Origin of the sequence: Streptomyces sp. NBC_00568 (genome assembly GCF_026341855.1) — a bacterium.
In the GTDB taxonomy this organism is placed as follows: domain Bacteria; phylum Actinomycetota; class Actinomycetes; order Streptomycetales; family Streptomycetaceae; genus Streptomyces.
Genome location: NZ_JAPENW010000001.1, coordinates 80443 through 105376 on the forward strand (window position 1 = coordinate 80443; position 24934 = coordinate 105376).

At 71.1% G+C, this 24934-nt stretch carries 24 protein-coding genes; 8 read left to right on the top strand and 16 right to left on the bottom strand.

Translation table 11 applies throughout. The features are described from left to right. Position 1 precedes the first annotated feature (1 nt). From OOK38_RS00360 to OOK38_RS00410, 12 genes are all read right to left on the bottom strand, one after another. On the bottom strand, positions 2 to 1132 hold the full coding sequence (locus tag OOK38_RS00360) for a polyprenyl synthetase family protein (RefSeq protein ID WP_266764101.1): 1131 nt from the start codon (positions 1130 to 1132) through the stop codon (positions 2 to 4). Continuing rightward, positions 1129 to 2535, bottom strand: a complete 1407-nt coding sequence (hpnE, locus tag OOK38_RS00365) for a hydroxysqualene dehydroxylase HpnE (RefSeq protein ID WP_266764100.1) — start codon at positions 2533 to 2535, stop codon at positions 1129 to 1131. The genes OOK38_RS00360 and hpnE overlap by 4 nt, the downstream gene beginning before the upstream one ends. Continuing rightward, complete coding sequence (locus OOK38_RS34600; RefSeq protein ID WP_354006127.1) at positions 2532 to 2672, bottom strand: DUF6380 family protein; 141 nt, start codon at positions 2670 to 2672, stop codon at positions 2532 to 2534. Before OOK38_RS34600 ends, hpnE begins: the two co-directional genes overlap by 4 nt. Continuing rightward, positions 2672 to 3622, bottom strand: coding sequence for a presqualene diphosphate synthase HpnD (gene hpnD / locus OOK38_RS00370; RefSeq protein ID WP_266848005.1), 951 nt, complete (start codon positions 3620 to 3622; stop codon positions 2672 to 2674). The genes OOK38_RS34600 and hpnD overlap by 1 nt, the downstream gene beginning before the upstream one ends. Beyond that, positions 3619 to 4521, bottom strand: a complete 903-nt coding sequence (gene hpnC, locus OOK38_RS00375; protein ID WP_266848007.1) for a squalene synthase HpnC — start codon at positions 4519 to 4521, stop codon at positions 3619 to 3621. The genes hpnD and hpnC overlap by 4 nt, the downstream gene beginning before the upstream one ends. 367 nt (positions 4522 to 4888) lie before the next feature. Then, positions 4889 to 5668, bottom strand: a complete 780-nt coding sequence (locus OOK38_RS00380; RefSeq protein WP_266764097.1) for an ABC transporter ATP-binding protein — start codon at positions 5666 to 5668, stop codon at positions 4889 to 4891. After that, positions 5661 to 6590 carry an ABC transporter permease gene (locus OOK38_RS00385; RefSeq protein ID WP_266764096.1) on the bottom strand — a complete coding sequence of 310 codons (930 nt, stop codon included), beginning with the start codon at positions 6588 to 6590 and terminating at the stop codon, positions 5661 to 5663. The genes OOK38_RS00380 and OOK38_RS00385 overlap by 8 nt, the downstream gene beginning before the upstream one ends. Before the next feature lie 98 nt (positions 6591 to 6688). Next, positions 6689 to 7573, bottom strand: coding sequence for a glycosyltransferase family 2 protein (locus OOK38_RS00390; RefSeq protein ID WP_266764095.1), 885 nt, complete (start codon positions 7571 to 7573; stop codon positions 6689 to 6691). Next, complete coding sequence (locus OOK38_RS00395) at positions 7570 to 8349, bottom strand: CDP-alcohol phosphatidyltransferase family protein (RefSeq protein WP_266764094.1); 780 nt, start codon at positions 8347 to 8349, stop codon at positions 7570 to 7572. Before OOK38_RS00395 ends, OOK38_RS00390 begins: the two co-directional genes overlap by 4 nt. After that, complete coding sequence (locus OOK38_RS00400) at positions 8327 to 9388, bottom strand: iron-containing alcohol dehydrogenase family protein (RefSeq protein WP_266764093.1); 1062 nt, start codon at positions 9386 to 9388, stop codon at positions 8327 to 8329. Before OOK38_RS00400 ends, OOK38_RS00395 begins: the two co-directional genes overlap by 23 nt. Further along, a complete protein-coding gene (locus OOK38_RS00405; protein ID WP_266764092.1) occupies positions 9376 to 10128 on the bottom strand; it encodes a phosphocholine cytidylyltransferase family protein in 753 nt (250 codons plus the stop codon). The genes OOK38_RS00400 and OOK38_RS00405 overlap by 13 nt, the downstream gene beginning before the upstream one ends. Further along, positions 10125 to 11921: a DUF5941 domain-containing protein gene (locus tag OOK38_RS00410; protein ID WP_266765947.1), complete on the bottom strand. Its 1797-nt coding sequence runs from the start codon at positions 11919 to 11921 to the stop codon at positions 10125 to 10127. The genes OOK38_RS00405 and OOK38_RS00410 overlap by 4 nt, the downstream gene beginning before the upstream one ends. Before the next feature lie 319 nt (positions 11922 to 12240). On the opposite strand from OOK38_RS00410, the gene galE reads away from it, so the two are divergent. The 4 genes from galE (at position 12241) to idi (ending at position 15780) form a co-directional block, all read left to right on the top strand. After that, positions 12241 to 13221: a UDP-glucose 4-epimerase GalE gene (gene galE, locus OOK38_RS00415; protein ID WP_266764091.1), complete on the top strand. Its 981-nt coding sequence runs from the start codon at positions 12241 to 12243 to the stop codon at positions 13219 to 13221. 136 nt (positions 13222 to 13357) lie between these two features. After that, the gene (locus tag OOK38_RS00420) at positions 13358 to 14296 is read left to right on the top strand and encodes a cation diffusion facilitator family transporter (RefSeq protein WP_266764090.1); all 939 of its coding nucleotides are present in this window, start codon (positions 13358 to 13360) and stop codon (positions 14294 to 14296) included. Positions 14297 to 14482: 186 nt separating this feature from the next. After that, the gene (locus OOK38_RS00425) at positions 14483 to 15061 is read left to right on the top strand and encodes a GNAT family N-acetyltransferase (protein ID WP_266764089.1); all 579 of its coding nucleotides are present in this window, start codon (positions 14483 to 14485) and stop codon (positions 15059 to 15061) included. 125 nt (positions 15062 to 15186) lie between these two features. Next, a complete protein-coding gene (gene idi / locus OOK38_RS00430) occupies positions 15187 to 15780 on the top strand; it encodes an isopentenyl-diphosphate Delta-isomerase (protein ID WP_266764088.1) in 594 nt (197 codons plus the stop codon). A gap of 8 nt (positions 15781 to 15788) precedes the next feature. On the opposite strand, the gene OOK38_RS00435 is transcribed toward idi, so the two are convergent. Further along, a complete protein-coding gene (locus tag OOK38_RS00435; RefSeq protein WP_266765946.1) occupies positions 15789 to 16289 on the bottom strand; it encodes an ATP-binding protein in 501 nt (166 codons plus the stop codon). A gap of 316 nt (positions 16290 to 16605) precedes the next feature. On the opposite strand from OOK38_RS00435, the gene OOK38_RS00440 reads away from it, so the two are divergent. Then, positions 16606 to 17349 (top strand): enoyl-CoA hydratase/isomerase family protein, encoded by a 744-nt coding sequence (locus OOK38_RS00440; RefSeq protein ID WP_266764087.1) that lies wholly within the window; start codon positions 16606 to 16608, stop codon positions 17347 to 17349. A gap of 62 nt (positions 17350 to 17411) precedes the next feature. On the opposite strand, the gene OOK38_RS00445 is transcribed toward OOK38_RS00440, so the two are convergent. Both OOK38_RS00445 and OOK38_RS00450 read right to left on the bottom strand, forming a co-directional pair. After that, positions 17412 to 18047, bottom strand: coding sequence for a DJ-1/PfpI family protein (locus OOK38_RS00445; protein WP_266764086.1), 636 nt, complete (start codon positions 18045 to 18047; stop codon positions 17412 to 17414). A 137-nt stretch (positions 18048 to 18184) separates the two neighbouring features. Continuing rightward, positions 18185 to 19138: a GlxA family transcriptional regulator gene (locus tag OOK38_RS00450; protein WP_266764085.1), complete on the bottom strand. Its 954-nt coding sequence runs from the start codon at positions 19136 to 19138 to the stop codon at positions 18185 to 18187. Positions 19139 to 19250: 112 nt separating this feature from the next. Here OOK38_RS00450 and OOK38_RS00455 point away from each other — a divergent pair, with 112 nt between their 5' ends. From OOK38_RS00455 to OOK38_RS00465, 3 genes are all read left to right on the top strand, one after another. Further along, a complete protein-coding gene (locus OOK38_RS00455; RefSeq protein ID WP_266848008.1) occupies positions 19251 to 20117 on the top strand; it encodes a hypothetical protein in 867 nt (288 codons plus the stop codon). An 80-nt stretch (positions 20118 to 20197) separates the two neighbouring features. After that, positions 20198 to 20329: an LPFR motif small protein gene (locus OOK38_RS00460; protein WP_266764083.1), complete on the top strand. Its 132-nt coding sequence runs from the start codon at positions 20198 to 20200 to the stop codon at positions 20327 to 20329. Positions 20330 to 20531: 202 nt separating this feature from the next. After that, positions 20532 to 22919, top strand: coding sequence for a Tex family protein (locus tag OOK38_RS00465; RefSeq protein WP_266764082.1), 2388 nt, complete (start codon positions 20532 to 20534; stop codon positions 22917 to 22919). A 291-nt stretch (positions 22920 to 23210) separates the two neighbouring features. On the opposite strand, the gene OOK38_RS00470 is transcribed toward OOK38_RS00465, so the two are convergent. Next, on the bottom strand, positions 23211 to 24851 hold the full coding sequence (locus OOK38_RS00470; RefSeq protein ID WP_266764081.1) for an ABC-F family ATP-binding cassette domain-containing protein: 1641 nt from the start codon (positions 24849 to 24851) through the stop codon (positions 23211 to 23213). Positions 24852 to 24934 lie beyond the last annotated feature (83 nt).

Sequence of the window (24934 nt, forward strand, 5' to 3'; positions counted from 1 at the left end):
ATCATCTCTTCCGTACGACTACGAAGTCGGCGAGCGCCACGAGCTGGGCCCGTACCTGCTCGGGCATCGGGACGGCGTCCAGTGCCTCGATGGCGATCGCGTGCTGGCGACGCGCCTCCTGGGCGGTCCACTCGCGGCCGCCCGCCTCCTCGATGAGCGCGGCGCGCGCGGCGAACTCCTCCTCGGAGAAGTTCTCGAAGTCGCTGGCTTTGGCGTCCTCGGCGAGCAGGTCGCCGAGCCGCTTCGAGGCGGGACCGCCCGCGGCGAGCGCGGCCACGACCGGCAGGGACTTCTTGCGCTGGCGCAGATCGCTCCAGGTCTGCTTTCCGGTGGCCTCCGGGTCGCCCCAGATGCCGAGGAGGTCGTCGACTGCCTGGAAGGCGAGACCGAGGTGGTAGCCGTACCGTTCCAGCGTGTCGGCGGTGAGGTCGTCGGCGCCGCCGAGGACCGCTCCGATGGAGCAGGCGCAGGCGAGCAGGGCGCCGGTCTTGTTGCCCTCCATCTCCAGGCACTCCTCGACGCTGACGCGGTCGCGGTGCTCGTAGGAGATGTCCTGGGCCTGGCCGTCGATCAGAGCCCGGGTGGCGGTGGTCAGACGCCGGGTGGCGCGGCCGGCCTCGACGGTGCCGAGCTCCAGGAGAACCTCGTTGGCCAGCGCGAACAGGGCGTCGCCGACCAGGATGGCCTGGGCGGGGCCGTGCACCTTCCACACGGTGTCACGGTGGCGGCGCTGCTCGTCGCCGTCCATCAGGTCGTCGTGCAGGAGCGAGAAGTTGTGCACCAGCTCGACCGCGACCGCGCCGGGGACGCCCACCTCGGGCTCGGCTCCGGCGGCCTGCGCGGAGAGCACGGCGAGCGCGGGGCGCACCGCCTTGCCGCCGTCGCCGTCCGCGGGGTTGCCCTCGGCGTCGATCCAGCCGAAGTGGTAGGCGGCGACGGTGTCCATGGGCGCCGCCAGACGGTCGACGGCCGCCTTCAGTACCGGTGTGGCCAGGGTCCGGCCGCGCTCCAGGAGCGCGGTCACGTCCACCGCGTCGGCAGCCGTTTCGGCCGGGGGCACAGTGGGCACAATCTCTCCTCTTGTTGCGGTACCGGGGGTGCGGGGGCCTGCGATGCTCCGGTCGAGCGTCATGCCGCCTCCTCGAAGAGTCCGAGGAGGTGATCGCGGGGCCGCCCCAGGGCGTCCAGCGCGGCGCCCGCCGCACCGACTCCACTGCGAACCGCACTCTCCATGGTCGCGGGCCACCCTGTGGCGGTCCACGCTCCGGCCAGGTACAGGCCGGGGGCCTTGGTACGGGCACCGGGCCGCAGCCGCCCGACGCCCGGGGCGGGAGCGAACGTCGCGGTGCGCTCCCTGGTCACGAAGAAGTCCTTCACCTCGGCCCCGCGCGCGCGGGGCAGCAGCCGCTCCAGCTCCGGCAGATAACGCTCCCGCAGCGCGGAGACGGGCTCGTCGATCTCGTCCTGCGCCGCCGACTGCGACAGGGCCAGGTACTGGCCCTCCCGGAGTCCGGACGCCTCGGTGCGGTCGAAGACCCACTGCACCGGGGAGCCGAGCGCGGCGAAGAACGGCGCGGTGAGGACCTTCCGGTCGTAGACGACGTGGATGTTGAGGATCGGCGCGGTGCCGATCTCCAGGAGCCGCTCGGGGGCGTCGAGCGCGCCCTCCGGCAGAAGATCATGGGCCTCGCGCTGGGGTACGGCCAGCACCACGGTGTCGGCCTCGATGCGCTCGCCGGGAACCTGAACGCTCCAACGTCCGTTTTCGTAGGGGGAGATGGAGGTGACGCGTGTACGGATCTCGGTACGCACGCCCGCGGAGTCGAGCGCCTTGCGGGCGAGGGTGTCGTGCAGTTCGCCCAGCGGGACGCGCGCCCAGCCGATGTCGGCCGCGCCCGGGTCGGACAGCAGACCCGTCTTGAACACCATCGCGGCGAGCCCGAGCGAGGAGTCCCGGGCCACCGCGTTGAGGGTGGCGACCCCCACGAGGTCCCACAGTGCTTCGACGGCACGTTCCGACTGACCGTGCCCGGCGAGCCAGTCGCCGAAGTTCTGCGCGTCGAGTGCCGGATCGGTGAGATCCAGGCCCTTGAGCGCGAGCGCGGCACGGCCGACGTTGGCACGCTCGGCGAGCGACAGATGCTGGTACGTCGCGAGGCTGCGCGCCAGATGCAGCGGCACGGGCAGAGCGCTGCGGCCGATTCTGCCGAGCCGTCGTCCGGGAGCCGCCTCCGCGTCGAGAACGGGCACGTCGAGACGATCCTGCAGGGGTGCGAGCGAGGATCCGTCGACGCGGTCGAGGAACCAGCGGTAGGCGGTGCAGCAGCGCAGATAGACGTGCTGTCCGTTGTCCACGGTGAGCGCGCCGCGCTGGAAGGAGAACGCGAGACCGCCGAGGCGCGGCCGGCCTTCGAGCAGCGTCACCCGCAGCCCGGCGTCGGCCAGCGCGAGCGCGGCGGTGATCCCGGCGAGTCCGCCGCCGATCACCACGGCGGCGGCCCGGCCGGAGTCGTCCGTGGACTCGACCTCGCTCATCGTGCACCCTCCCCTGCGGCCGCGCCGTGTTGATTGAACGATGCACGGCAGGCCGTTGCAGTCAGGGACGCCGCCCGGCTCCGGAGGGTTGCGCGCCACTTTTCTCCGGTGGAGTCACCTTGGCCCATATTGTCCATCAGACGCGCCTCCGGACGGTACGGCGGGAGACGTGCCGGGCGTCCAGACCGGAGAGGCCGCGCACGGCGACGTACGCCTTCTCGCGCCCCGGCAGCGACACCCGGCCGCGCAGCACGGCCTCCGGCTCGCGCTCGATGCGGTCGAGGAGACGCCGGTAGATGCCCGCCATGGCCGCGACGCACGCGCCGCTGCGCCGGTCCAGCATGGGCAGCAGCCGGTAGCCCTCGGCGAAGAGGGCGCGGGCCCGGCGTACTTCGAAGTGCACGAGGCCCGCGAAGTCGGAGCCCGGCGGCGGAGTCGGCCCGTCGAACCCGGCCGAGCAGCCGAACTTGGCCAGGTCGTCGGCGGGCAGATAGGTGCGTCCGCCCTCGGCGTCCTCGCGGACGTCCCGCAGGATGTTGGTGAGCTGGAGCGCGAGCCCGAGCGTGTCGGCGTACTCCGGCGCGCGCTCGGCGCCACGCGCCCCCGGTTCGGTACCGAAGACCCCGAGCGAGAGCCGCCCGATCGCCCCGGCCACGCACCGGCAGTAGATCTTCAGGTCGTCCCAGGTCTCGTACGTCTCACCGCGTACGTCCATCAGCACGCCGTCGATGAGTTCGTCCAGGCCCGCGAGGGGTACCGGAAAGTACTCGGCGGTGTGGCTGAGGGCGACGGCGACCGGGTCGGTGTCGTCCTCCTCGACGGTGCCCGCGCGGACGCGGGCGAGCACCGCCCGGGTCTCCTCGAGGCGCACGGCCTTAACGTCCGGCGCCAGCGTGCCGTCGCCGATGTCGTCGACGCGCCGTGAGAACGCGTAGAGCGCCGACATCGCACGGCGCTTGGACGTCGGCAGCAGCCTGATGCCGTACGCGAAATTACGTGCCTGCTGACCGGTCACCGCCTCGCAGTAGCTGTACGCGGCGAGTACCGGTGCGGACACGTGCTGTTCCGACTCCACGGTCCGGATCACCCCTCTCCTCGCAGAGTCACTCCCACCTCGCGCAGCAACTGGAGCTTGCCGGGCTTGGGCGGGCCGGGAAGTACGTCGTATTCGGCGGCGGCAATCGCACGGATTGCCGCCCTTCCCCCCGCAACGAACCCCGCGAGCAGCAGTTTCAGCCTGCCGTGGACGCTACCCACGAGGGGGGTGCCTTCATTCAGGAGGTTCAAGGCGCGTTCTGCTTCGTATGCAACCAGTGCTCGCACCGATGCGCCTGCTGTGGGGACGGCCAGGTCCGCTTCGACGACATGAAAACGTTTCATGTCCTCGGCGGGCAGGTAGACGCGGTCGCGGCCGAGGTCCTCGGCGACGTCCTGGAGGTGTTCGACGATCTGCAGCGCCGTGCACACTGCGTCGGAGTGGCGGACCCGCTCGGGCGTGGACGTTCCGGTGACGGAGAGGACCAGGCGGCCGACGGGGTTCGCGGAGAGCTCGCAGTAGGCGAGCAGATCGTCATACGTCTCGTAACGCTGGACCAGCTGGTCCTGGCGGTTGGCCGCGATCAGGGCGAGGAAGGGCTCGGGGGTGAGACCCGCGCGGCGGACGGTGGGCTGGAGCCGGCGCAGCAGGGGGTGACGCGGGACCGAGTCGAACACGCGGTGAAGATCGGCTTCGAGGGCGTCCAGGAGGGCCATGCGGTCCTCCGCCCGGGGGGCCGCTACACCGAGGAGGCGGGCGTCCGCCCCGCCGGGGGCGAGGTCACCGTCACCGATGTCGTCGACGAGACGGGCGAAGCCGTACACGGCCATCAGATCGTCGCGCCAGGCCCGGGGCAGGAAGAACGGGGCGACGGGAAAGTTCTCGTCCGCGGCTTTGTCGAGGGTGCCGCGCGCCGGATCACCGGAGCGGGCCGTCCCGGCTTCGGTCACCGCTCGCCGCCCGGCGCGAGGACGGCACACGCATCGCGGAGCTGGAGAGTCACCGTAGCCATTGCCGTCACATCTCCCGTTCTACACTGCCGACCCAACACTGCCCATTTCGGACACGCCGCCCGGAGATCCGCACAGCGCGACGGTGCCGGGTGTCGCGTATTATCGCCCTACTTGCCGCGATTCAGCACCGGTACAGCTTACGTTGTACAACGCGACACAGTCCGTCGGGGTGTCCTGCACATCACAACAACACACCGATTGGCGTCAAGATTCCTAAGGCCGACGGGAGTTGGCGTTTCCTTTGCAGACGCAGGGCCCCGCCGGAGAGTTCCGGCGGGGCCCTGGGCGAAACGGGCTACTCGCGCTACTTGCCCGTGAACTTCTCGTACTCCTTGAGGACCTCGTCGGTCGGTCCGTCCATGCGCAGTTCGCCGCGCTCCAGCCACAGGACCCGGTCGCAGGTGTCGCGGATCGACTTGTTGTTGTGACTGACCAGAAACACCGTGCCCGCGCTCTTGCGCAGCTCGCGGATGCGGGCCTCGGACCGCTTCTGGAAGGAGCGGTCGCCGGTCGCGAGCGCCTCGTCGATCATCAGGACGTCGTGGTCCTTGGCCGCCGCGATGGAGAACCGCAGCCGGGCCGCCATTCCGGAGGAGTAGGTCCGCATCGGCAGGGTGATGAAGTCGCCCTTGTCGTTGATCCCGGAGAACTCGACGATGCCCTCGTAGCGCTCCCTGATCTGCTCGCGGGACATGCCCATCGCGAGCCCGCCCAATATGACGTTCCGCTCGCCCGTCAGGTCGTTCATCAGGGCGGCGTTCACGCCGAGCAGCGAGGGCTGGCCGTCGGTGAAGACCTTGCCCTTCTCCGCGGGGAGCAGGCCGGCGATGGCCCGCAGGAGGGTCGACTTGCCGGAGCCGTTCGAACCGATGAGGCCGATGGCCTCGCCCCGGTACGCGGTGAAGGAGACGCCCTTGACGGCGTGCACCTTGCGCACACCGCGCTCCTCGCCGCGCTTGAGGATGCGGCTGAGTGCCGAGGTGGCGCTGCCCTTGCCGGTCTTGGCGCCGTTCACGCGGTAGACGATGTGCAGTTCGTCCGCGATGACGGTCGGAATGTGCGACCTCTTCTCGAGCTCAGCCACGGCCGTACCTCTCTTCAGCCTTCCAGAAGTACACGAACCCGCCGACGGAGATGACCACGGCCCAGAAGACGGCGATGGCCCACACGTGCGGCGGCAGGTTGGAGGAGCCGTAGCCGTCGATGAGCGCGAAGCGCATCAGGTCCATGTAGACGGCGGCCGGGTTCGCCTGGAGCACGCGGGCGATCCATTCGGGGCGGCCGGCGAGCATGGTGCTGATGGAGAACATGACGCCGGAGGCGTACATCCACGTGCGCAGGATGAACGGCATCAGCTGGGCGAGGTCGGGCGTCTTGGCGCCCATCCTCGCCACGATCAGCGCGAGGCCCGTGTTGAAGAGGAACTGCAGGCACAGCACGGGGATGATCAGCAGCCACGACAGGCCCGGGTAGCTGCCGAAGGCGATCACCACGATGAACAGCACGATCATCGAGAACAGCAGCTGCTGGAGCTGCTGGAGCGCGAACGAGATCGGCAGCGAGGCACGCGGGAAGTGCAGCGCGCGCACCAGGCCGAGGTTGCCCGAGATCGCCCGGACGCCCGCCATGATCGAGCTCTGCGTGAACGTGAAGACGAAGACGCCGGTCACCAGGAAGGGGATGTACACCTCGCGTGACAAACCCTTGTTGGCCTGCAGGATCAGGCCGAAGATCAGGTAGTAGACGAGCGCGTTCAGCAGCGGCGTCGCCACCTGCCACAACTGGCCCAGCTTGGCCTGGCTGTACTGGGCGGTGAGCTTCGCCTGCGAGAAGGCGAGGATGAAGTGCCGCCGGCCCCAGAGCTGACGAACGTACTCGACGAGCCCGGGACGGGCACCGCTGACCGCGAGCCCGTACTTGGCGGCCACCTCGGCCGCGGAAAGCCCGTCATCGGGCGACGGCCGGTCGCTCACCGCGACTCCACCGTCCTGCGTTGTCTCACTCACAAGTGGAAACTTTCGTCTTCAAGATGCACACAGCCGGGTCGGGCATAGGCATGAGCCGGGGACCGGGTACGGCCCGAATGCTCTCAGAATCGAGCTTGTCAGATGACGGGAGGTCGGCCCAGTCGAGTCAGCCGCCACACCGTACGCCACTTCATGGGGCGGCGGGGTCCGCACGGACTGGTCCAGCCTTCCCTGAATCCGCCGAACCAGGCACGCAGCGCCGCTCGCGAGGGGCGGCGCAGAAGTGTCAGGAGCATCCAGACACCGAGGTAGACCGGGACGAGCGGCGCGGGCAGGTTGCGGCGTGCGAGCCAGACGCGGTTGCGGGCCACCATGCGGTGGTACACCGCGTGCCGCGAGGGGGCGGTCGTGGGGTGGTACAGCACCATGTCGGACCGGTAGTCGATCATCCAGCCGGCGTCGAGGGCCCGCCAGGCCAGGTCGGTCTCCTCATGCGCGTAGAAGAAGGCGTCCGGGAGCCCGCCGACCTCGGCGAGGACCTTCGTGCGGACCGCGTTGGCGCCGCCCAGGAACGTGGTGACGCGCGAGGAGCGCATCGGGTCGGCGGCGCGCAGCCTCGGGACATGGCGGCGCTGGGTCTCGCCGGTCTCGGGGTCGGCGATGCGGAAGCTGATGATGCCGAGGTCCGGGTCGTCGGCGAAGGCCCGGCGGCACAGCTCGGCCGTGTCGTGGCGGGCCAGCAGGCCGTCGTCGTCCAGGAAGAGGAGAACGTCCACGTCGGTGCCGCCGGGGCCGAAGGCCTCGATGCCGACGTTGCGTCCGCCGGGGATGCCGAGGTTCTCGGGCAGCTCGACCGTGCGGACGCCCGCGGGGACGTCCGGGACGGGTGAGCCGTTGCCGACCACGACCACCTCGACGCGGTCGCCGTCCTGCTTGGCGACGGAGTCGAGAAGGGCCCGGAGTTCGTCGGGACGGTTGCCCATGGTGATGATCACCGCGCCGACCTTCGTCGCCGTACTCACTTGAGCCTGCTCGAAGCGAGGATGGACACGAGGTGCAGCACGGTCTGCAGGATCGCGATGCCGGCGAGCACGGCGGTGCCGAGCCGGGTGAAGAACAGGTCTCCCCTGATCTGGTCCGCGACCGCGAGGACGAGGATCAGCAGGGAGGCCTCGATACCGAGGATCAGCCGGTGGAACTTGAGGGCCGCGGCGGCCCTGCGGGCCAGCGCCACGCCCGAGGAGCGGGGCTCGGAGGCGGACTCCTTGACCGGTGGCAGGCCGCCCTGATGGCGGGCGACGCCGACGAGATCGGTCTCGGCCTTGATCAGGATCGCGCCGAGGGCGGCGAGTGTGCCGAGGAAGGCCCACAGCCAGTCGACGCCGCCCGTGCCCCACAGGTCGGCGGCGCGCAGACCGAGGCCGACGAGGACGGCCGCGTCGGTCAGGTAGGCGCCGACACGGTCGAGGTAGACCCCGCCGAGCGAGTACTGCTTCTTCCAGCGCGCGACCTCGCCGTCGACACAGTCGAGCAGCAGATACAGCTGGACCATCACCACGCCGAGCACGGCGCCCGCGATCCCCGGCACCAGCAGGGCCGGGGCCGCGAGCACGCCGCACAGGGTCATCAGGTACGTGAGCTGGTTGGGCGTGATCCTGGTGTTCACCAGGTAGCGGTCGCAGCGCAGCGAGATCTCTCGCATGTACAGGCGTCCCGCCCAGTGCTCACCGCTGCGCCGGTCCTTCACCCCAGGGGGGTGAACGACGGGGCGGAGTTCAGCTACTGATGGCCTTGGCATAGTCGGAGTAGATGTCCTTGATCTGGTTGGGTTTCAGGTCGAGGTGCTCGAGGATCGTGTAGCGGCCGGGCCGGGTCTGCGGAGCGAACTCCACGACCTGCACGAACTCGTCCACGGTGAAGCCGATCTCCTCGGGCAGTACCGGCAGTCCGTGCCGGTGCAGCACCTCGGCCATGAACGCCGCTTCCTCGTGCGCCCCGCGCATGTACATCGCGAAGGCCGCGCCCAGGCCGCACTGCTCGCCGTGGCTCGCCGCGCGCTGGGGGAAGAGGAGGTCGAAGGCGTGGTTGATCTCGTGGCAGGAGCCGGAGGCCGGGCGGGAGTCGCCCGAGATCGACATCGCGACGCCGGTGAGGACGAGCGCCTCCGAGAGCACCTGGAGGAAGCCGTTGTCGCCGACACCGCCGGGGTGCCGGAGCACGGCCTCGCCCGCCTGGCGCGCCATGGCGGCGGCCAGCCCGTCGATCTTCTCTCCGTTGACCCGGTTGGCCAGCTCCCAGTCGGCGATCGCGTTGATGTTGGAGATCGCGTCTCCGATGCCAGCGCGGACGAACCGGACCGGCGCCTCACGGATCACGTCGAGGTCGATGAGCACGGCGATCGGGTTGGGCACGCCGTACGAGCCGCGGCCCGCGTCGTTGTCCAGGGTGGCGACCGGCGAGCACAGACCGTCGTGCGCGAGGTTCGTGGGCACGGCGACCAGGGGCAGCCCGATCCGTGCCGCGGCGAACTTCGCGCAGTCGATGATCTTGCCGCCGCCCAGGCCCACGACGGCGTCGTAGTGCCCGGACTTCATGTCGCCGGCCAGCCGGATCGCGTCGTCGAGCGTGCCGCCGCCGACCTCGTACCAGGTGGCGCCCGGCAGCGTCGGGGCGATCCGCTCGCGCAGCCTCGCGCCCGAGCCGTTGCTGACCGCTATGGCCAGCTTGCCCGAGTGCGAGATGCGCTCGTCGCTGAGTACGCTCGCCAGGTCGTCCAGGGCACCCGGACGGATGTCGACGACGACCGGCGAGGGGATGAGCCTCGTCAGTACTGGCACGCGATCTCACGTCCCTTGGCCAGGTCGTCGTGGTTGTCGATCTCGACCCACTTGACCTCACCGATCGGCGCGACGTCGATCTTGAAGCCGCGGTTGACGAGCTCCTGGTAGCCGTGCTCGTAGAACTGCTGCGGGTCCGTCTCCCAGACCGTCTTCAGGGCGTCGGCCAGCTCGTCGGCGGCGGCGCCCTCGATGAGGGTCACGCCGATGTACTCACCGGTGGCCTCGGACGGGTCCATGAGCTTGGTGATCTTCTGGACGCCCTTGTCGGGGTCCACGACGACCTTCATCTCCTCGTCGGCGAGCTTCTTCACCGTGTCGAGGGCGAGGATGATCTTCTTGCCCTCGCCGCGGGCGGCGAGCAGCGTCCGCTCGACGGAGACCGGGTGGACGGTGTCGCCGTTGGCGAGTATGACGCCGTCCTTGAGGGCGTCACGGCCGCACCACAGGGAGTAGGCGTTGTTCCACTCCTCGGCCTTGTCGTTGTCGATGAGCGTGATCTTGAGGCCGTACTTCTCCTCAAGGGCCGCCTTGCGGTCGTACACGGCTTCCTTGCGGTAGCCGACGATGATGCCGACCTCGGTGAGACCGATCTCGGCGAAGTTGCCGAGGGTCAGGTCCAGGACGGTGAGGGAGTCCTCTGCGCCCGCGGGGCCCACCGGCACGAGAGCCTTCGGGAGGCTGTCGGTGTAGGGGCGCAGACGCCGTCCGGCGCCGGCTGCCAGTACAAGGCCGATCATGCGGGTTCTCCTTCATCGTGTACGGCGGGCGCCCCGGTGGACACCCAGAAGCGGATGCTCTCGGCGAGCACCAGTAGGGCGACGGCCACGGCGAATACCGTGAGCGCGACCTTGAACTGTGAGGCGGCGAGCAGCGCGGCCAGGACGGTGACCAGCAGCGTCCTGCCTTCGTGCCCGCCGATCGCCCGCACCAGCCAGTGCGGGGGGGCTCCGGCGTTGCCGCGGATGCGGTACACCGTGTCGTAGTGATGGTAGGCGACGGCGGCCACCAGGCCGAAAGCCGCCGGAAGCGCTCCGTTCACGTCTGCGTTGGCCGCCAGTACCAGGACGGTGAGGTACTCGGCCGCGCGGTAGAACGGCGGCACCAGCCAGTCGAGGGCGCCCTTCAGGGGCCTGACCAGGGCGACCGGCGACAGCAGGACGTACACGGCGGCGCCCAGGACGGGCCACCAGCTGCCGTAGGGGGCGAGTGCGGCGGACGTCACGACGATCGCCCCGGCCACGAAGGCGACAAGGGCCGGGCCGATCCGCGGGAGGCGGCCGGCGAAACGCGTCAGGTACTCGGCCAGCGGGCCGGAGTCGGTGAGGTCCACGAGCGCCCGGGCTGCGCGGTCCGTGCGGCGCGCCTTGCGGGTCAGCGAGCGCAGCACCCGGCCCGCCGAGGTGTAGGTGGCCGCGAAGGCGCAGCCGGCGAGCAGCGCGTAGAAGGTGATACGGGGGGTCGTCAGCGCCGTGAGAACGGCGATCATCGCCCATCGTTCGCCGATGGGCAGAACTATCATCCGGCGCACCCAGACCGTCCAGCCGACACTGTCGAGCTTGCCCGAGAGGGCGGCGGTGGGGCTGGTGTTGGCCTCGGCGTCGTGGTTCGCCTCGTTGAAGGAGAAGTCCACGACGTGCCGGCAGGTCTGCAGGATCATCGCGCCGAGCGCGAGCGCCCACACGTCGTCGCCGCCGCGGGCCGCGCCGAGCGCGAGGCCCGCGTAGTAGGCGTACTCCTTGGCGCGGTCGAAGGTCGCGTCCAGCCAGGCGCCGAGCGTCGAGTACTGGAGGGAGTAGCGGGCGAGCTGTCCGTCCGTGCAGTCCAGGACGAAGGAGAACAGGAGCAGCAGCCCGGCCGCGACGAAACCGGGGCGGGTGCCGGTGGCGGCGCAGCTCGCGGCGATCAGCGCGGTGATCAGCGAGGCGGTGGTGACCTGGTTCGGGGTCAGACCGCGGCGGGCGCACCAGCGGGCGATGTAGCGCGAGTACGGGCTGATGCAGTACGTGGTGAAGAAGCCGTCGCGGGCCTTGACGGCGCTGCGCAGCCGTACGGCCTCGTCGTCGACGGCCAGCACGGACTGCCGGACCTCGTTGCGCTCCTGCGGATCGGCGGGGACGGCGGCGACGAGGCTGCCGAGCTCAGGGCGGTGGACGGCGAGACCGTCGGCGTCGAGTGCCGCGCCGAGGCGGTCGACGAGGTTCTCCGTGGTGACGGCCACACTGCCCGCGGCGCCGGTCTCATGGGCCATGGCGCGGGCCAGCGCCCGCCGGGCCTCGGGCTGCACGGATACGGCGCCGGGCAGCGCGGAGGCCGCGAAGCGGGGGTCGGTGAGGCCGAGGCGCAGGGCGTGCACATGGCCCACGAAGCGGGCGTCGACGACGGCGACCCGTTCGTTCGCCGGCGCGGCGGCGAGCAGTGCCCCGGTCTCGCCCGTGTCGGAGGCGAGCCGCACGTCGAAGCCGAGCGACCGCAGATCGCCTTCGAGCGACGATCCGGGGACCGGCTGGCCGGTGAGGATGGCGGTCGACAGCGAACTCACTCCCTGAGTGCCGGCGCGGCCTGACGCCTGGCGTGTACGTGATGGGATGGCCCCGGCCCGCGGCGGCGGGCCCGGCGGCATGTCGGCAGAGGGTATCCGATGAACGGAAGACAGCGTTCACCGCCCGTTCACGGCCTGATCGACCGGTTTTGCCTTGCAAGCACCGCGATCATCATCGGGGATTCCGGGCCCGGGTCACAAACCCGGGTTCACAGACCGGCGCATTCTCGGCACGCTGCGCCGCGCGCCCCGCACCCTCGGGAGCGGGGCCCGGCGGACACCGCGCGGGACCGGCATAGGGTGGTCCTCCATGACATGGCTGATCACAGGCGGAGCCGGATACATCGGGGCACACGTGGCCCGGGCGATGGCGGAGGCCGGAGAGCGGGTCGTCGCCCTCGACGACCTCTCGTCCGGGATACCGAACCGGCTTCCGGAGAGCATCCCGCTGGTTCAGGGGTCGTCGCTGGACGGGGATCTGCTCAAGCGGGTCCTGGCGGAGCACGCGGTGACGGGCGTCGTGCACCTCGCCGCGCGCAAGCAGGTCGGTGAGTCCGTGGCCGAACCCACGCGCTACTACCAGGAGAACGTGGGCGGTCTCGCGACGCTCCTGGAGGCGGTCGCCGGGGCGGGCGTCAAGCGCTTCGTGTTCTCCTCGTCGGCGGCCGTCTACGGCAACCCCGATGTGGACCTCATCACGGAGAGCACCCCTTGCGCCCCGATGAGCCCCTACGGCGAGACGAAGCTCGCCGGCGAGTGGCTGGTGCGGGCGGCGGGCCGGGCGCACGGTATCGCCACCGTGTGCCTGCGCTACTTCAACGTGGCGGGCGCGGCATCGCCGGAGCTCGCCGACACGGGCGTCTTCAACATCATCCCGATGGTGTTCGACCGCCTCACCCGTGACGAGGCCCCACGGATCTTCGGCGACGACTACCCGACGCCGGATGGCACCTGCGTACGCGACTACATCCATGTCGCCGACCTCGCCGAGGCGCATCTCACGGCGGCCCGGCGGCTGGCCGACGGTGCGAGCGGTGATCTGACGGTGAACATCGGCCGCGGCGAAGGGGTCTCCGTGCGGGAGCTCATGACGCTCGTCGCCGAGGTCACCGGGGACACCCGGCAGCCGCTCGTCGAGCCGCGCCGCCCGGGTGACGCCCCGCGCGCGGTCGCCTCAGCCGCCCTGGCGGCGGACGAGCTGGACTGGCGCGCGCGGCGCGAGGTGCGCGAGATGGTGGAGTCGGCCTGGCGGGGCTGGCTGCTGCACCACCCGGAGACCACGTCCGCGTGATCGTGCCGGTGCTCTGACCTGCAGATCGTTTCCGCAGGTCAGAGCATATGACAACGGTGTTCAGTGCCGCGTTGCCCGGTACCCCCCGCCCGTAGTTCACTGTGACGACCGAGCGGAATACAGGAGGCGGCTTTTCATGGGGGCTGGGCACGACCACGGGCACGCGCACGGCGCTCCCCCGACCGGTACGGCGGCAGCCGCGTACCGCGGGAGGCTGCGGGTCGCGCTGGCGATCACGCTCACCGTCATGGTCGTCGAGATCTTCGGTGGCCTGCTCGCCGATTCGCTGGCGCTCGTCGCGGACGCGGCGCACATGGCGACGGACGCGCTGGGGCTGGGCATGGCCCTGCTCGCGATCCACTTCGCGGCCCGCCCGCCGAGCGAGAACCGCACCTTCGGCCTCGCGCGGGCCGAGATCCTCGCCGCGCTCGCCAACTGTCTGCTGCTGCTCGTGGTCGGCGGCTATGTGCTCGTCGAGGCGATCCAGCGCTTCGTGACGCCCGCGGACACCGAGGGCGGACTGACCATCGTGTTCGGTGTGATCGGTCTGGTCGCCAACACGGTGTCGCTGACGCTGCTGATGCGCGGACAGAAGGACAGCCTGAACGTGCGCGGCGCCTTCCTGGAGGTGGCCGCGGACGCGCTGGGCTCGGTGGCGGTCATCATCTCCGCGGTGGTGATCATGACCACGGGCTGGCAGGCCGCGGACCCGATCGCCTCGATCGCCATCGCCCTGATGATCGTCCCGCGCACCTGGAAGCTGCTCCACGAGACGCTCGACGTGCTGCTGGAGGCGGCGCCCAAGGGCGTCGACATGGCGGACGTACGCGCCCACATCCTGGCTCTCGACGGTGTCGAGGACATCCATGACCTGCACGCCTGGACCATCACCTCGGGCATGCCGGTCCTCTCCGCGCACGTGGTCGTCAGCTCCGACGTCCTGAGCGCGATCGGGCACGAGAAGATCCTTCACGAGCTCCAGGGCTGCCTGGGCGTCCACTTCGACGTCGAGCACTGCACCTTCCAGCTGGAGCCGAGCGGACACGCGGAACACGAGGCGAAGCTCTGCCACTGACGGAAATCCGGAGGCGGCACCGCGGCACCGCCTGTTAGCGTGGCAGGCGATCCCAGGAGGTGGGTTGATGACGGCCGCTCTCGGCGCTGCCACGCGCAGCGACCTCGTCGTCCCCGTTTCCCGGGCCCGGGGCTGACCCGCCGTTCCGCGACGCGTCGGCCGGGCCCCTCATCAAGGGTTTCCACGTTGACCGACCACATCGAACACCGCACTGAGCACACCACCGGTCAGAGCACCGGTCACAGCACCGGGCACAGCACTGTCTGGCGCACCCGCCGGGAGACCTCCGCCGACATCGCCGAGGTGTACGCCGTGACCGCCGCCGCCTTCGAAAGGGCGGAGGAGGCCGATCTGGTGGACGCGCTGCGCACCGACCCCGGGGCGTGGCTGCCCGGCCTGTCGTACGTCGCCGAGGCACCGGACGGCACGGTCGCGGCGTACGCGCTGATCACCCGCTGTCACGTCGACGGTGTCCCCGCGGCCGCGCTGGCGCCGGTCGCCGTCCGCCCGGACCAACAGCGCCGGGGCGCCGGATCGGCTGTCGTACGCGCGGTGCTGGAGGCGGCACGCGCGCGGGGTGAGGGGCTCGTCCTGGTACTCGGGCATCCCGGGTACTACCCGAGGTTCGGTTTCGGGCCCGCCGCCGCCTACGGCATCCGGCCCGGATTCGACGTCCCGTCCGAACACCTGATGGCCCTCGTCCTCGACGATTCCGTGTCGGTGGCACCGGGCACGATCAGGTATCCGGCCGCTTTCGGCGTCTGACCCACGTCGGCCGCGTGTCCCGCCCCCGGGGCTCCCGGGGGCGGGACATGCGGGAGCCGCGAAGTGCCGGGAGTGCCGGTTTCGTACGGCAGACTGGGGCTTGAAGACCGATGCGAAGGATGGGTATGCCGATCACACCTGCCACCGCGACGCACAGTTCGTCGAACGGCACCGTTGAAGCGATCTTGCTGGAACTGGTCGACGAGGACGGCAACACGATCGGTACGGCCGAGAAGCTCGCGGCTCATCAGGCCCCGGGGCAGTTGCACAGAGCGTTCTCGGTGTTCCTCTTCGACGAGCAGGGCCGGCTGCTGCTGCAGCAGCGCGCCCTCGGCAAGTACCACTCGCCCGGTGTCTGGTCGAACACCTGCTGCGGCCACCCCTACCCGGGCGAGGCACCGTTCGCCGCGGCGGCCCGGCGGACGTACGAGGAGCTCGGGGTGTCGCCGACCCTGCTCGCCGAGGCGGGCACGGTCCGTTACAACCACCCGGACCCGGACTCGGGCCTGGTGGAGCAGGAGTACAACCATCTGTTCGTCGGGATGGTGCAGTCCGCGCTGCGGCCCGACGCGGAGGAGGTCGGCTCGACGGCCTTCGTGGACGCCGCCGAACTGGCGGAACGGCACGCGAAGGACCCCTTCTCGGCGTGGTTCATGACGGTGCTGGACGCGGCCCGTCCGGCGATCCGGGAGCTGACGGGCTCGTCCGCGGGCTGGTAGGCCGGTCTCTACACACCCGGAGCGAGCGGCAGGGCGGCCCAGATCACCTTGCCGCCGCTCGCGGTGTGCTCGACGTCGCACACGCCGCCGTACTCCCTGGTGACCTCACGCACCAGCAGCAGGCCCCGGCCCCCGGTCTGCCCGTGGTCGGCCTCCAGGGCGGTCGGCCGGTAGGGGTGGTTGTCCTCGACGGACACCCGCACCCACTCGGCACCGACCGCGACCTCCACCGCGAGCATCGGCGACAGAAGTGCCGCGTGCTTGACGGCGTTCGTGACCAGTTCGGACACGATCAACAGCAGTCCCTGAACGAGATCGTCCGAGACCGGTACCCCCTGGCGGACCAGCAGATCACGGACGGCGTGCCGCGCCTGCGGCACCGAGGCGTCGACGGCGGTGGCGGTGAACCGCCACACCCCCTCGTACGGCAGCGGTCCCGGCGATCTGACGCCGGAGGTCGCGCCTCCGCCTTCAGGGCTGGGGTCGGACCCCGGCCCGGGGTTCTCCATCGTCCGGTCGCCACCCTTGCGCTCGATTGTCACCACACATTGAGTGTTGGTAATGCGCCGGTCCGTACCGGTTGACTGAACAGAAGTCAGCAATTATCGATAGTTTCTGATCGTTCGCGTATGACACGGTCAGTTCCACGACATCTCCTGTCTGTCTTATGCCGACTTCGGAAACTCTTCGGGTTGTACGGGTTTGCCCCTCAGCTGACCCGATTCGTTCCCCCGCCTTTCCGGAGCCCACGAGTCGGCCCGGGAAGGTGCCCGGGAGGGTGCCCGCGATCCGGAGCCCGCTGTAGGTGCAGATAGCATCCGGCGCATGGAGCCGCAGCTGTTGCACCACGTCGGCGACGGAGTCGCCACCGTCGTCATCCATCACCCCGCCAAGCGGAACGCCATGACGACGCGGATGTGGCGAGCGCTGCCGCCGTTGCTGGACGAGTTGACCGTTCGTGCCGATGTGCACGCCCTGGTGCTCACCGGTGAGGGCGGGACGTTCTGCGCCGGAGCCGACATCTCGACGCTGCGCGGCTCGCCCGACGAGGCCCAGGGCCTGGCCGTGCTCGCCGAGGAGTCACTCGCCGCGTTCCCGAAGCCGACGCTGGCCGCGATTCGCGGCTACTGCGTGGGCGGCGGATCCCAGCTCGCGGCCGCCTGCGATCTGCGGTTCGCCCAGGAGGGATCGCTGTTCGGGGTGACTCCGGCGAAGCTCGGGATCGTCTATCCGGCCTCCTCCACACGGCGGTTGGCGGCACTGGTGGGTCCGTCCGCCGCCAAGTACCTGCTCTTCTCCGGCGAGTTGATCGACAGCGAGCGCGCGTTGCGCACAGGTCTGGTTGACGAGGTGCTGCCCGAGGGCGAACTCGACAAGCGGGTGGCGGAGTTCACCCGCATCCTGGCGTCACGCTCCCTGCTGACGCAGGCGTCGGCGAAGGAGTTCGCCAACGGGCGCACCGACCGTGACGCGTACTGGGCGGAACAGGCGCGCGGCGGCGGCGACACCGCGGAGGGGGTCGCCGCCTTCCTGGAGCGCAGGCAGCCGCGCTTCACTTGGGCTCCGTGAGGACCTGACGGCCTTTCGGGGCACGGCTCTTCGGGGGCGTGTGAGGCGGGCGGTCCGCGCGCCTACGTCAGAATGAAACGGCTCTTGCTCCGGAACTCCGCGACCAGGTGCGCGGGCGCCTTCTCCGGGGACCCGGCTTCGTAGGGCGGCTGCGGGTCGTACTCGGTCAGCAGCTGTACGGCCTGGGCGTGTTCGTCCCCCGCGATCCGGCCGAGGAGGGTGAGCCCCATGTCGATGCCGGCGGAGACACCCGCCGCGGTCACGTACTTGCCGTCGAACACGACCCGCTCCCCCGTCGGCTCGGCGCCGAACCGCTCCAGGTGGCCGAGGGCCAGCCAGTGGGAGGTGGCCCGGCGGCCGTCCAGGAGCCCCGCGGCGGCGAGCAGCAGGGAACCGGTGCACACCGAGGTCGTCCAGACACTGGTGCCGTCGGCGTCCCGCAGCCAGTCCAGGAGGACCCGGTTGTCCATCTGCGCGCTCTGGCCCGGCCCTCCCGGTACCACCACGATGTCCGGGTTCGGCACCTCCGCGAGGCTCCTGTCGGCGGTCAGCGCGAGCCGGCCGGTGTCGGAACGGACCGGGCCGGTGCGCTCGGCGACGAAGACGGTGTCCGCGTCCGGCAGGCGGCCGAGGGTCTCGTACGGGCCGACGGCGTCCAGGGCGGTGAAGCGGTCGAAGAGGACGATGGCGATCTGCATCGGGTTCCTTTCGGCGAGGGGCGCGGTGGCGGCCCCTGGGTGAGCGGGAGTCGCGAGCGAGCCGAGGCGAGGCCCCGGCACACGGGACGGTGAGGCGGCCGGCCCGCGGCGGGGCCGGCTAGTGGGGTGGGCCGCCGTCAGCCCGTGGGCGCGGGCCGGAAGCGGCGCCGGTACTCGGCCGGCGCCGAGCCGAGGATCTTCACGAAGGCGCGGCGCATACCCTCGGGCGTGCCGTAACCGCAGGCCCGGGAGATCTCCTCGATGCCGTCGGTGGTGTCCTCCAGGAGACGGCGGGCCTGCTCGAGACGGACCCGCTCGACGTACCGGCCGGGCGTCGTGCCCGTCTCGCTCTGGAAGGCGCGGGCGAAATGGCGGGGCGAGAGGCGGGCACGGGCGGCGAGCGACTCGATGCTCAGGTCGTCGCCGGGGTGCTCGGAGATCCAGTGCTGGACCTCGCGCAGCGGTTCGCGTCGCGCGGTCTGGGCGGCGAGCTGGGCGCTGAACTGGGCCTGGTTGCCCGGACGCCGGAGGAAGACGACGAGGTGACGGGCGATGGTCAGGGCGGCGTCGCGGCTCAGATCCTCCTCGACGAGGGCGAGGGCCAGGTCGATGCCGGAGGTGACGCCCGCCGAGGTGGACACGTTGCCGTCGCGTACGTAGATGGGGTCGGGGTCGACGGCGACCGCCGGGTGGTCGTGGGCGAGCTGGTCGCAGTACGCCCAGTGGGTCGTCGCGCGGCGCCCGTCGAGGAGGCCCGCCGCCGCGAGCAGTCCGGCGCCGGTGCACACCGAGACCAGGCGCTCGGCGTGCGGACCGTGCGCGCGCAGCCAGTCGACCAGGCGGGGGTCCGGGCGCCGGGTGCCGCGGCCGCCGGGGACCAGCAGGGTGTGCGCGGCGGGAGCGTCGGCGAGCGCCTGGTCCGGGACCAGGACGAGGCCGCTGGAGGTGCGCACCGGGGCACCGTCAAGGGAGGCCGTGCGGATGCGGTACGAGCCGCCGCGGTAGGTCTCGGCGCCCGCGAACACCTCCAGGGGGCCGGTGACGTCGAGGCTCTGCACCCCGTCGAAGAGGACGATCAGCACCGTTCGCATGTCTCGATTCTCGACCGGCGCACCGATGGCCGCAATGACATGGATCCCACCCTTCCTGCCATCGCGGGTCTCGCTGTTCCCGACGTACCGACCAGTCGGTAATGTGCGGGGCATGACCCCTCCACTTCCGGAGCGCGCCGGGCGCCGCTGCCACAACGTCCTCAACCCGCTGCACTCGACGCACTACTTCTCGCCCGATCTGGGGCGTGAGCTGGCCGCGGTCGGTATCGAGGACGACCGGGCCGCGTACTTCGCGGCCCGGGCCGCCGCGATGGGCGCGGTCGGCGCGGGCACCGTGACGGCGACGTTCTACAACTTCCGGCACGACCTGGTGGCCGCGCATGTGCCGGCCGTGTGGCAGGCCGCCTCTCCGGAGACCGTGCTCGCGGCACGCGCGCGTGCCGTGGACGCGACGCTCAGGCGGCTGCTCGGCGAGGACCTCATCGCCTCCAAGGACGTGGCCGAGGCCGCGGAACTCGCGCTGCGCGCGGCCGAGGCCTGCGGCTCGACCGCCCGTCCGCTCTACGCCGCGCACGCGGACCTCCCCGTGCCCGAGGCACCGCACCTGGCCCTCTGGCACGCGGCCACCCTGCTGCGCGAGCACCGGGGCGACGGGCACCTCGCGGTGCTGCTCGACGCGGAGCTCGACCCGGTGGAGGCTCTGGTGAGCCACACCGCGACCGGCAAGGGCATGGCTCCCAAGTGGGCGCTGGGCACGCGCGGCTGGTCACGGCAGGACTGGGAGACTGCGTCCGGGCGGCTGCGGGAGCGCGGGCTGCTCGACGCGCAGGGCGAGCTGACGCAGGCGGGCGTGGACCTGCGCCAGGACATCGAGGCCAGGACGGACCGGCTCGACCGCGCTCCCTACGAGCACCTGTGCGCCGCCGGGGTGGAGCGGCTCACCGAGATCGCCAGGAACCTGCTGATGACGGCGATCGCCGCAGGCGCGTTCCCGGACGGAATGATCGGCAAGGAATGACCGGCGAGGCATGACCGCCGAAAGTTGAGGTACCCGGACGTCTCCCGGCACTCCGTGCCGGGAGACGAAAGGGGAGATACATGCTGCGTGCCATCGCGGACGTGCTGCGGCAGATCGGCGGAGCGATCGCCACGGTCGTGACGCTGCCTTTCCGGGCCCTGGCCCGGCTCTTCGGCGGGGCCTCGCGCTCCGGGCGGGCCCGCGGGGCGTGAGGAACACGGCCCTCGGAGGCCGAGGGCCACGGCCGCCCGCAGGAACCGGGAGGCACGGAATGCCGCGGGTCCCGCGGCATTCCGTGTCCCTGGGGCCGGACCCGCGGCGCGCGACCCCTCCGAGTGCCGCCCTGATCCCCCGTTGTCCGTGTCACCTGCCACAATTGCCGCGCAACCTCAGTGGAGAAGGCGGTACGGGATCGTGACGACACCCCTCGTAGGGTCCATCGAAGGCAGGATCGCCGAGGAACTCGGCGTACGGGAACGGCAGGTCAAGGCCGCCGTCGACTTGCTCGACGGCGGGTCGACGGTTCCCTTCATCGCCCGCTACCGCAAGGAAGCGACCGAGATGCTCGACGATGCGCAGCTGCGCACCCTCGAGGAGCGGCTGCGCTATCTGCGGGAGCTGGAGGACCGGCGCGCCGCGATCCTCGACTCGGTGCGCGAGCAGGGCAAGCTCAGCGCCGAGCTCGAGGCGCAGATCAGGGCCGCCGAGACGAAGGCGCGTCTCGAGGACATCTATCTGCCGTTCAAGCCCAAGCGGCGCACCAAGGCGCAGATCGCGCGCGAGGCGGGCCTGGAGCCGCTGGCCGACGGCCTGCTCGGCGACGCGACGGTCGACCCGCTGGCCGCGGCGGCGGCGTTCGTCGACGCCGACAAGGGCGTCGCCGACCCGCAGGCCGCCCTGGACGGCGCCCGGTCGATCCTCACCGAGCGGTTCTCCGAGGACGCCGACCTGATCGGCGAGCTGCGCGAGCGCATGTGGGTGCGCGGACGGCTCGCCGCCAAGGTGCGCGAGGGCAAGGAGGAGGCGGGCGCCAAGTTCGCCGACTACTTCGACTTCGCCGAGCCCTTCAAGGCGCTGCCCTCGCACCGCATCCTCGCCATGCTGCGCGGCGAGAAGGAGGACGTCCTCGATCTCGTCCTGGAGCCGGAGGAGCCCACCGAGGGGCCTTCGTCGTACGAGGGGATCGTCGCCCACCGTTTCGGGATCGCCGACCGCGGCCGTCCCGGCGACAAGTGGCTGACGGAGACGGCGCGTTGGGCCTGGCGCACCCGCATTCTCGTGCACCTCGGCATCGACATGCGCCTCAGGCTGCGCACCGCCGCCGAGGACGAGGCGGTGAACGTCTTCGCGGCCAACCTGCGGGACCTGCTGCTGGCCGCCCCGGCGGGCACGCGCTCGACGCTGGGCCTGGACCCCGGCTTCCGTACGGGCGTGAAGGTCGCCGTCGTCGACGCGACCGGCAAGGTCGTCGCGACGGACGTCATCCACCCGCACGTCCCGGCCAACCGGTGGGACGAGGCGATCGCCAAGCTCGCCCGGCTCTCCAAGGAGCACGCGGTCGAGCTGGTCGCGATCGGCAACGGCACGGCGTCCCGCGAGACCGACAAGCTCGCCGGTGAGCTCATCACCAAGCACCCGGAGCTCGGCCTCACCAAGGTGATGGTGTCGGAGGCGGGGGCGTCGGTGTACTCGGCGTCGGCGTTCGCCTCCCAGGAGCTGCCCGACATGGACGTGTCGCTGCGCGGCGCCGTCTCCATCGCGCGCCGGCTCCAGGACCCGCTGGCCGAACTGGTGAAGATCGACCCGAAGTCGATCGGTGTCGGGCAGTACCAGCACGACCTGTCCGAGGTGAAGCTGTCCCGGTCGCTGGACGCGGTGGTCGAGGACTGCGTGAACGGCGTGGGCGTGGACGTGAACACCGCCTCCACCCCGCTGCTGGCCCGGGTCTCCGGCATCACCTCCGGCCTCGCGGAGAACATCGTGGCGCACCGTGACGCCAACGGTCCCTTCACCTCCCGTACGGCTCTCAAGAGCGTGGCCCGGCTGGGCCCCAAGGCGTACGAGCAGTGCGCGGGCTTCCTGCGGATCCGGGGCGGGGACGACCCGCTGGACGCGTCCAGCGTGCACCCCGAGGCGTACCCCGTGGTGCGGCGGATGGTGAAGTCGGCGGGCAGCGAGGTCGCGTCCCTGGTCGGCAACACGGGTGTGCTGCGCACGCTGAGGCCGGCCGACTTCGTCGACGAGAAGTTCGGTCTGCCGACCGTCACGGACATCCTGAAGGAGCTGGAGAAGCCTGGACGCGACCCGCGCCCCGCCTTCAAGACGGCCACCTTCAAGGACGGCGTCGAGAAGATCTCCGACCTGGCGTCCGGGATGATCCTGGAGGGGGTCGTCACGAACGTGGCCGCGTTCGGCGCCTTCGTCGACATCGGCGTCCACCAGGACGGGCTCGTGCACGTCTCCGCGATGTCCAAGACGTTCGTCAAGGACCCGCGTGACGTCGTGAAGCCCGGCGACATCGTCAAGGTGAAGGTCCAGGACATCGACATCCCGCGCAAGCGGATCTCGCTGACGCTGCGGCTGGACGACGAAGCGGCGGCCCCGGCCGCCGAGGGCGGCGGTCGTCCCCAGCGGGGCGGGCGGCCGCCTCAGCAGCGTGGGCAGCGACAGGGCGGTCGCGGAGGCAGCGGCGGTGGGGGCGGGGGCGGCGGCTCCCGGCAGGCTCCGCCGCCGGCGAACAGCGCCATGGCGGACGCCCTGCGGCGCGCGGGCCTGACCGACCCCAAGCGGGGCCGGGGCTGACACGGGAGGAACGGCTCCCCTCGGCGAAAGCCGACGGGGGGCGCCCTCTTCGGTCAAACAGTCGGGGCGGCCGTCCCTCGGTGGAATCCGGCGGAGGGCTGCCCTCTTCGGTCAAGCCCCGCGGGAACGGCAGCCCTCGGTGAATGCCGACGGAGTTTCTTCGGTGAAGCCCGGCGGATTGCCTCGGTGAAGCCCGGCGGATTGCCTCGGTGAAGCCCGGCGGATTGCCTCGGTGAAGCTCTGCGGAGGGGTGGCTGCCTTTTGATGGTGGCCGCCCCTTCGCGGTTCTTCTCAGCGCTCCGTCACCTTGCCGTCCGCCACCTCCAGGCGGCGGGTCGTGCGGACCGCGTCCAGCATGCGGCGGTCGTGCGTGACCAGCAGGAGGGTGCCCTCGTAGGTGTCCAGGGCCGATTCCAGCTGCTCGATGGCCGGGAGGTCCAGGTGGTTGGTCGGCTCGTCCAGGACCAGCAGATTGACTCCCCGGCCCTGGAGCAGGGCCAGCGCCGAGCGGGTGCGCTCTCCCGGGGAGAGGGTGGCCGCCGGGCGCAGGACGTGGTCCGCCTTCAGGCCGAACTTGGCCAGCAACGTGCGGACTTCGGCGGGTTCCGTGTCCGGGACGGCCGCGCCGAACGCGTCCAGCAGTGACTCGGAGCCGTGGAAGAGCTTGCGGGCCTGGTCGACCTCGCCGACGACCACGCCGGAGCCCAGCGTGGCGTGCCCGGAGGACAGCGGGACCCGGCCGAGCAGCGCGCCCAGCAGGGTCGACTTGCCGGCGCCGTTCGCGCCGGTGACGGCGACCCGGTCCGCCCAGTCGATCTGGAGCGTCGCCGGACCGAAGGTGAAGTCGCCGCGCCGCACCTCCGCGTCCCGCAGGGTGGCGACCACCGCGCCCGATCGCGGGGCCGCCGCGATCTCCATGCGCAGCTCCCACTCCTTGCGCGGCTCCTCGACGACGTCCAGCCGCTCGATCATGCGCTGCGTCTGCCGGGCCTTCGAGGCCTGCTTCTCGCTGGCCTCGCTGCGGAACTTGCGGCCGATCTTGTCGTTGTCGTTGCCCGCCTTGCGCCGCGCGTTCTTGACGCCCTTGTCCATCCAGCCGCGCTGCATCTGGGCGCGGCCTTCGAGGGCGGAGCGCTTGTCGGCGTACTCCTCGAAGTCCTCGCGGGCGTGCCGGCGGGCGGTGTCGCGCTCTTCGAGATAGGCCTCGTAGCCACCGCCGTACAGCGTGATCTGCTGCTGTACCAGGTCGAGTTCGAGAACCTTGGTGACCGTGCGGGTGAGGAACTCGCGGTCGTGGCTGACGACGACGGTCCCGGCCCGCAGGCCGGAGACGAAGCGCTCGAGGCGCTCCAGACCGTCCAGGTCGAGGTCGTTCGTCGGCTCGTCGAGCAGGAAGACGTCGTAGCGGGAGAGGAGGAGGGAGGCGAGTCCGGCTCGGGCGGCCTGGCCGCCGGACAGGGACGTCATCGGCTGGTCGAGACCGACGCCGAGCCCCAGGGAGTCGGCGACCTCCTCGGCACGTTCGTCGAGGTCGGCGCCGCCGAGGTCGAGCCAGCGCTCCAGGCTGGTCGCGTAGGCGTCGTCGGAGCCCGGCGCTCCGTCGACGAGCGCCTGCGTCGCCTCGTCCATCACCCGCTGGGCCTCGTCGACGCCGGTGCGGCGCGCGAGGAAGTCCCGTACGGTCTCGCCCTCCCGCCGCTCCGGCTCCTGCGGCAGGTGTCCGACGGTCGCGGTCGGCGGGGAGAGCCGCAGCTCGCCCTGTTCCGGGGCGAGGAGGCCGGCGAGCAGCCGCAGCAGCGTGGACTTGCCCGCGCCGTTGGCGCCGACGAGCCCGATCACGTCGCCGGGCGCGACGACGAGGTCGAGTCCGGCGAAGAGCGCGCGGTCGCCGTGTCCGGCGGTGAGGTTCTTGGCGACGAGAGTGGCAGTCATCAGGGAGCCGATTTTAACGGCCCGCGGGATCGCTCCGCGCCGCCGATCCCCGGGGTCCGTGACCACCTGGGCCACCCACGCCC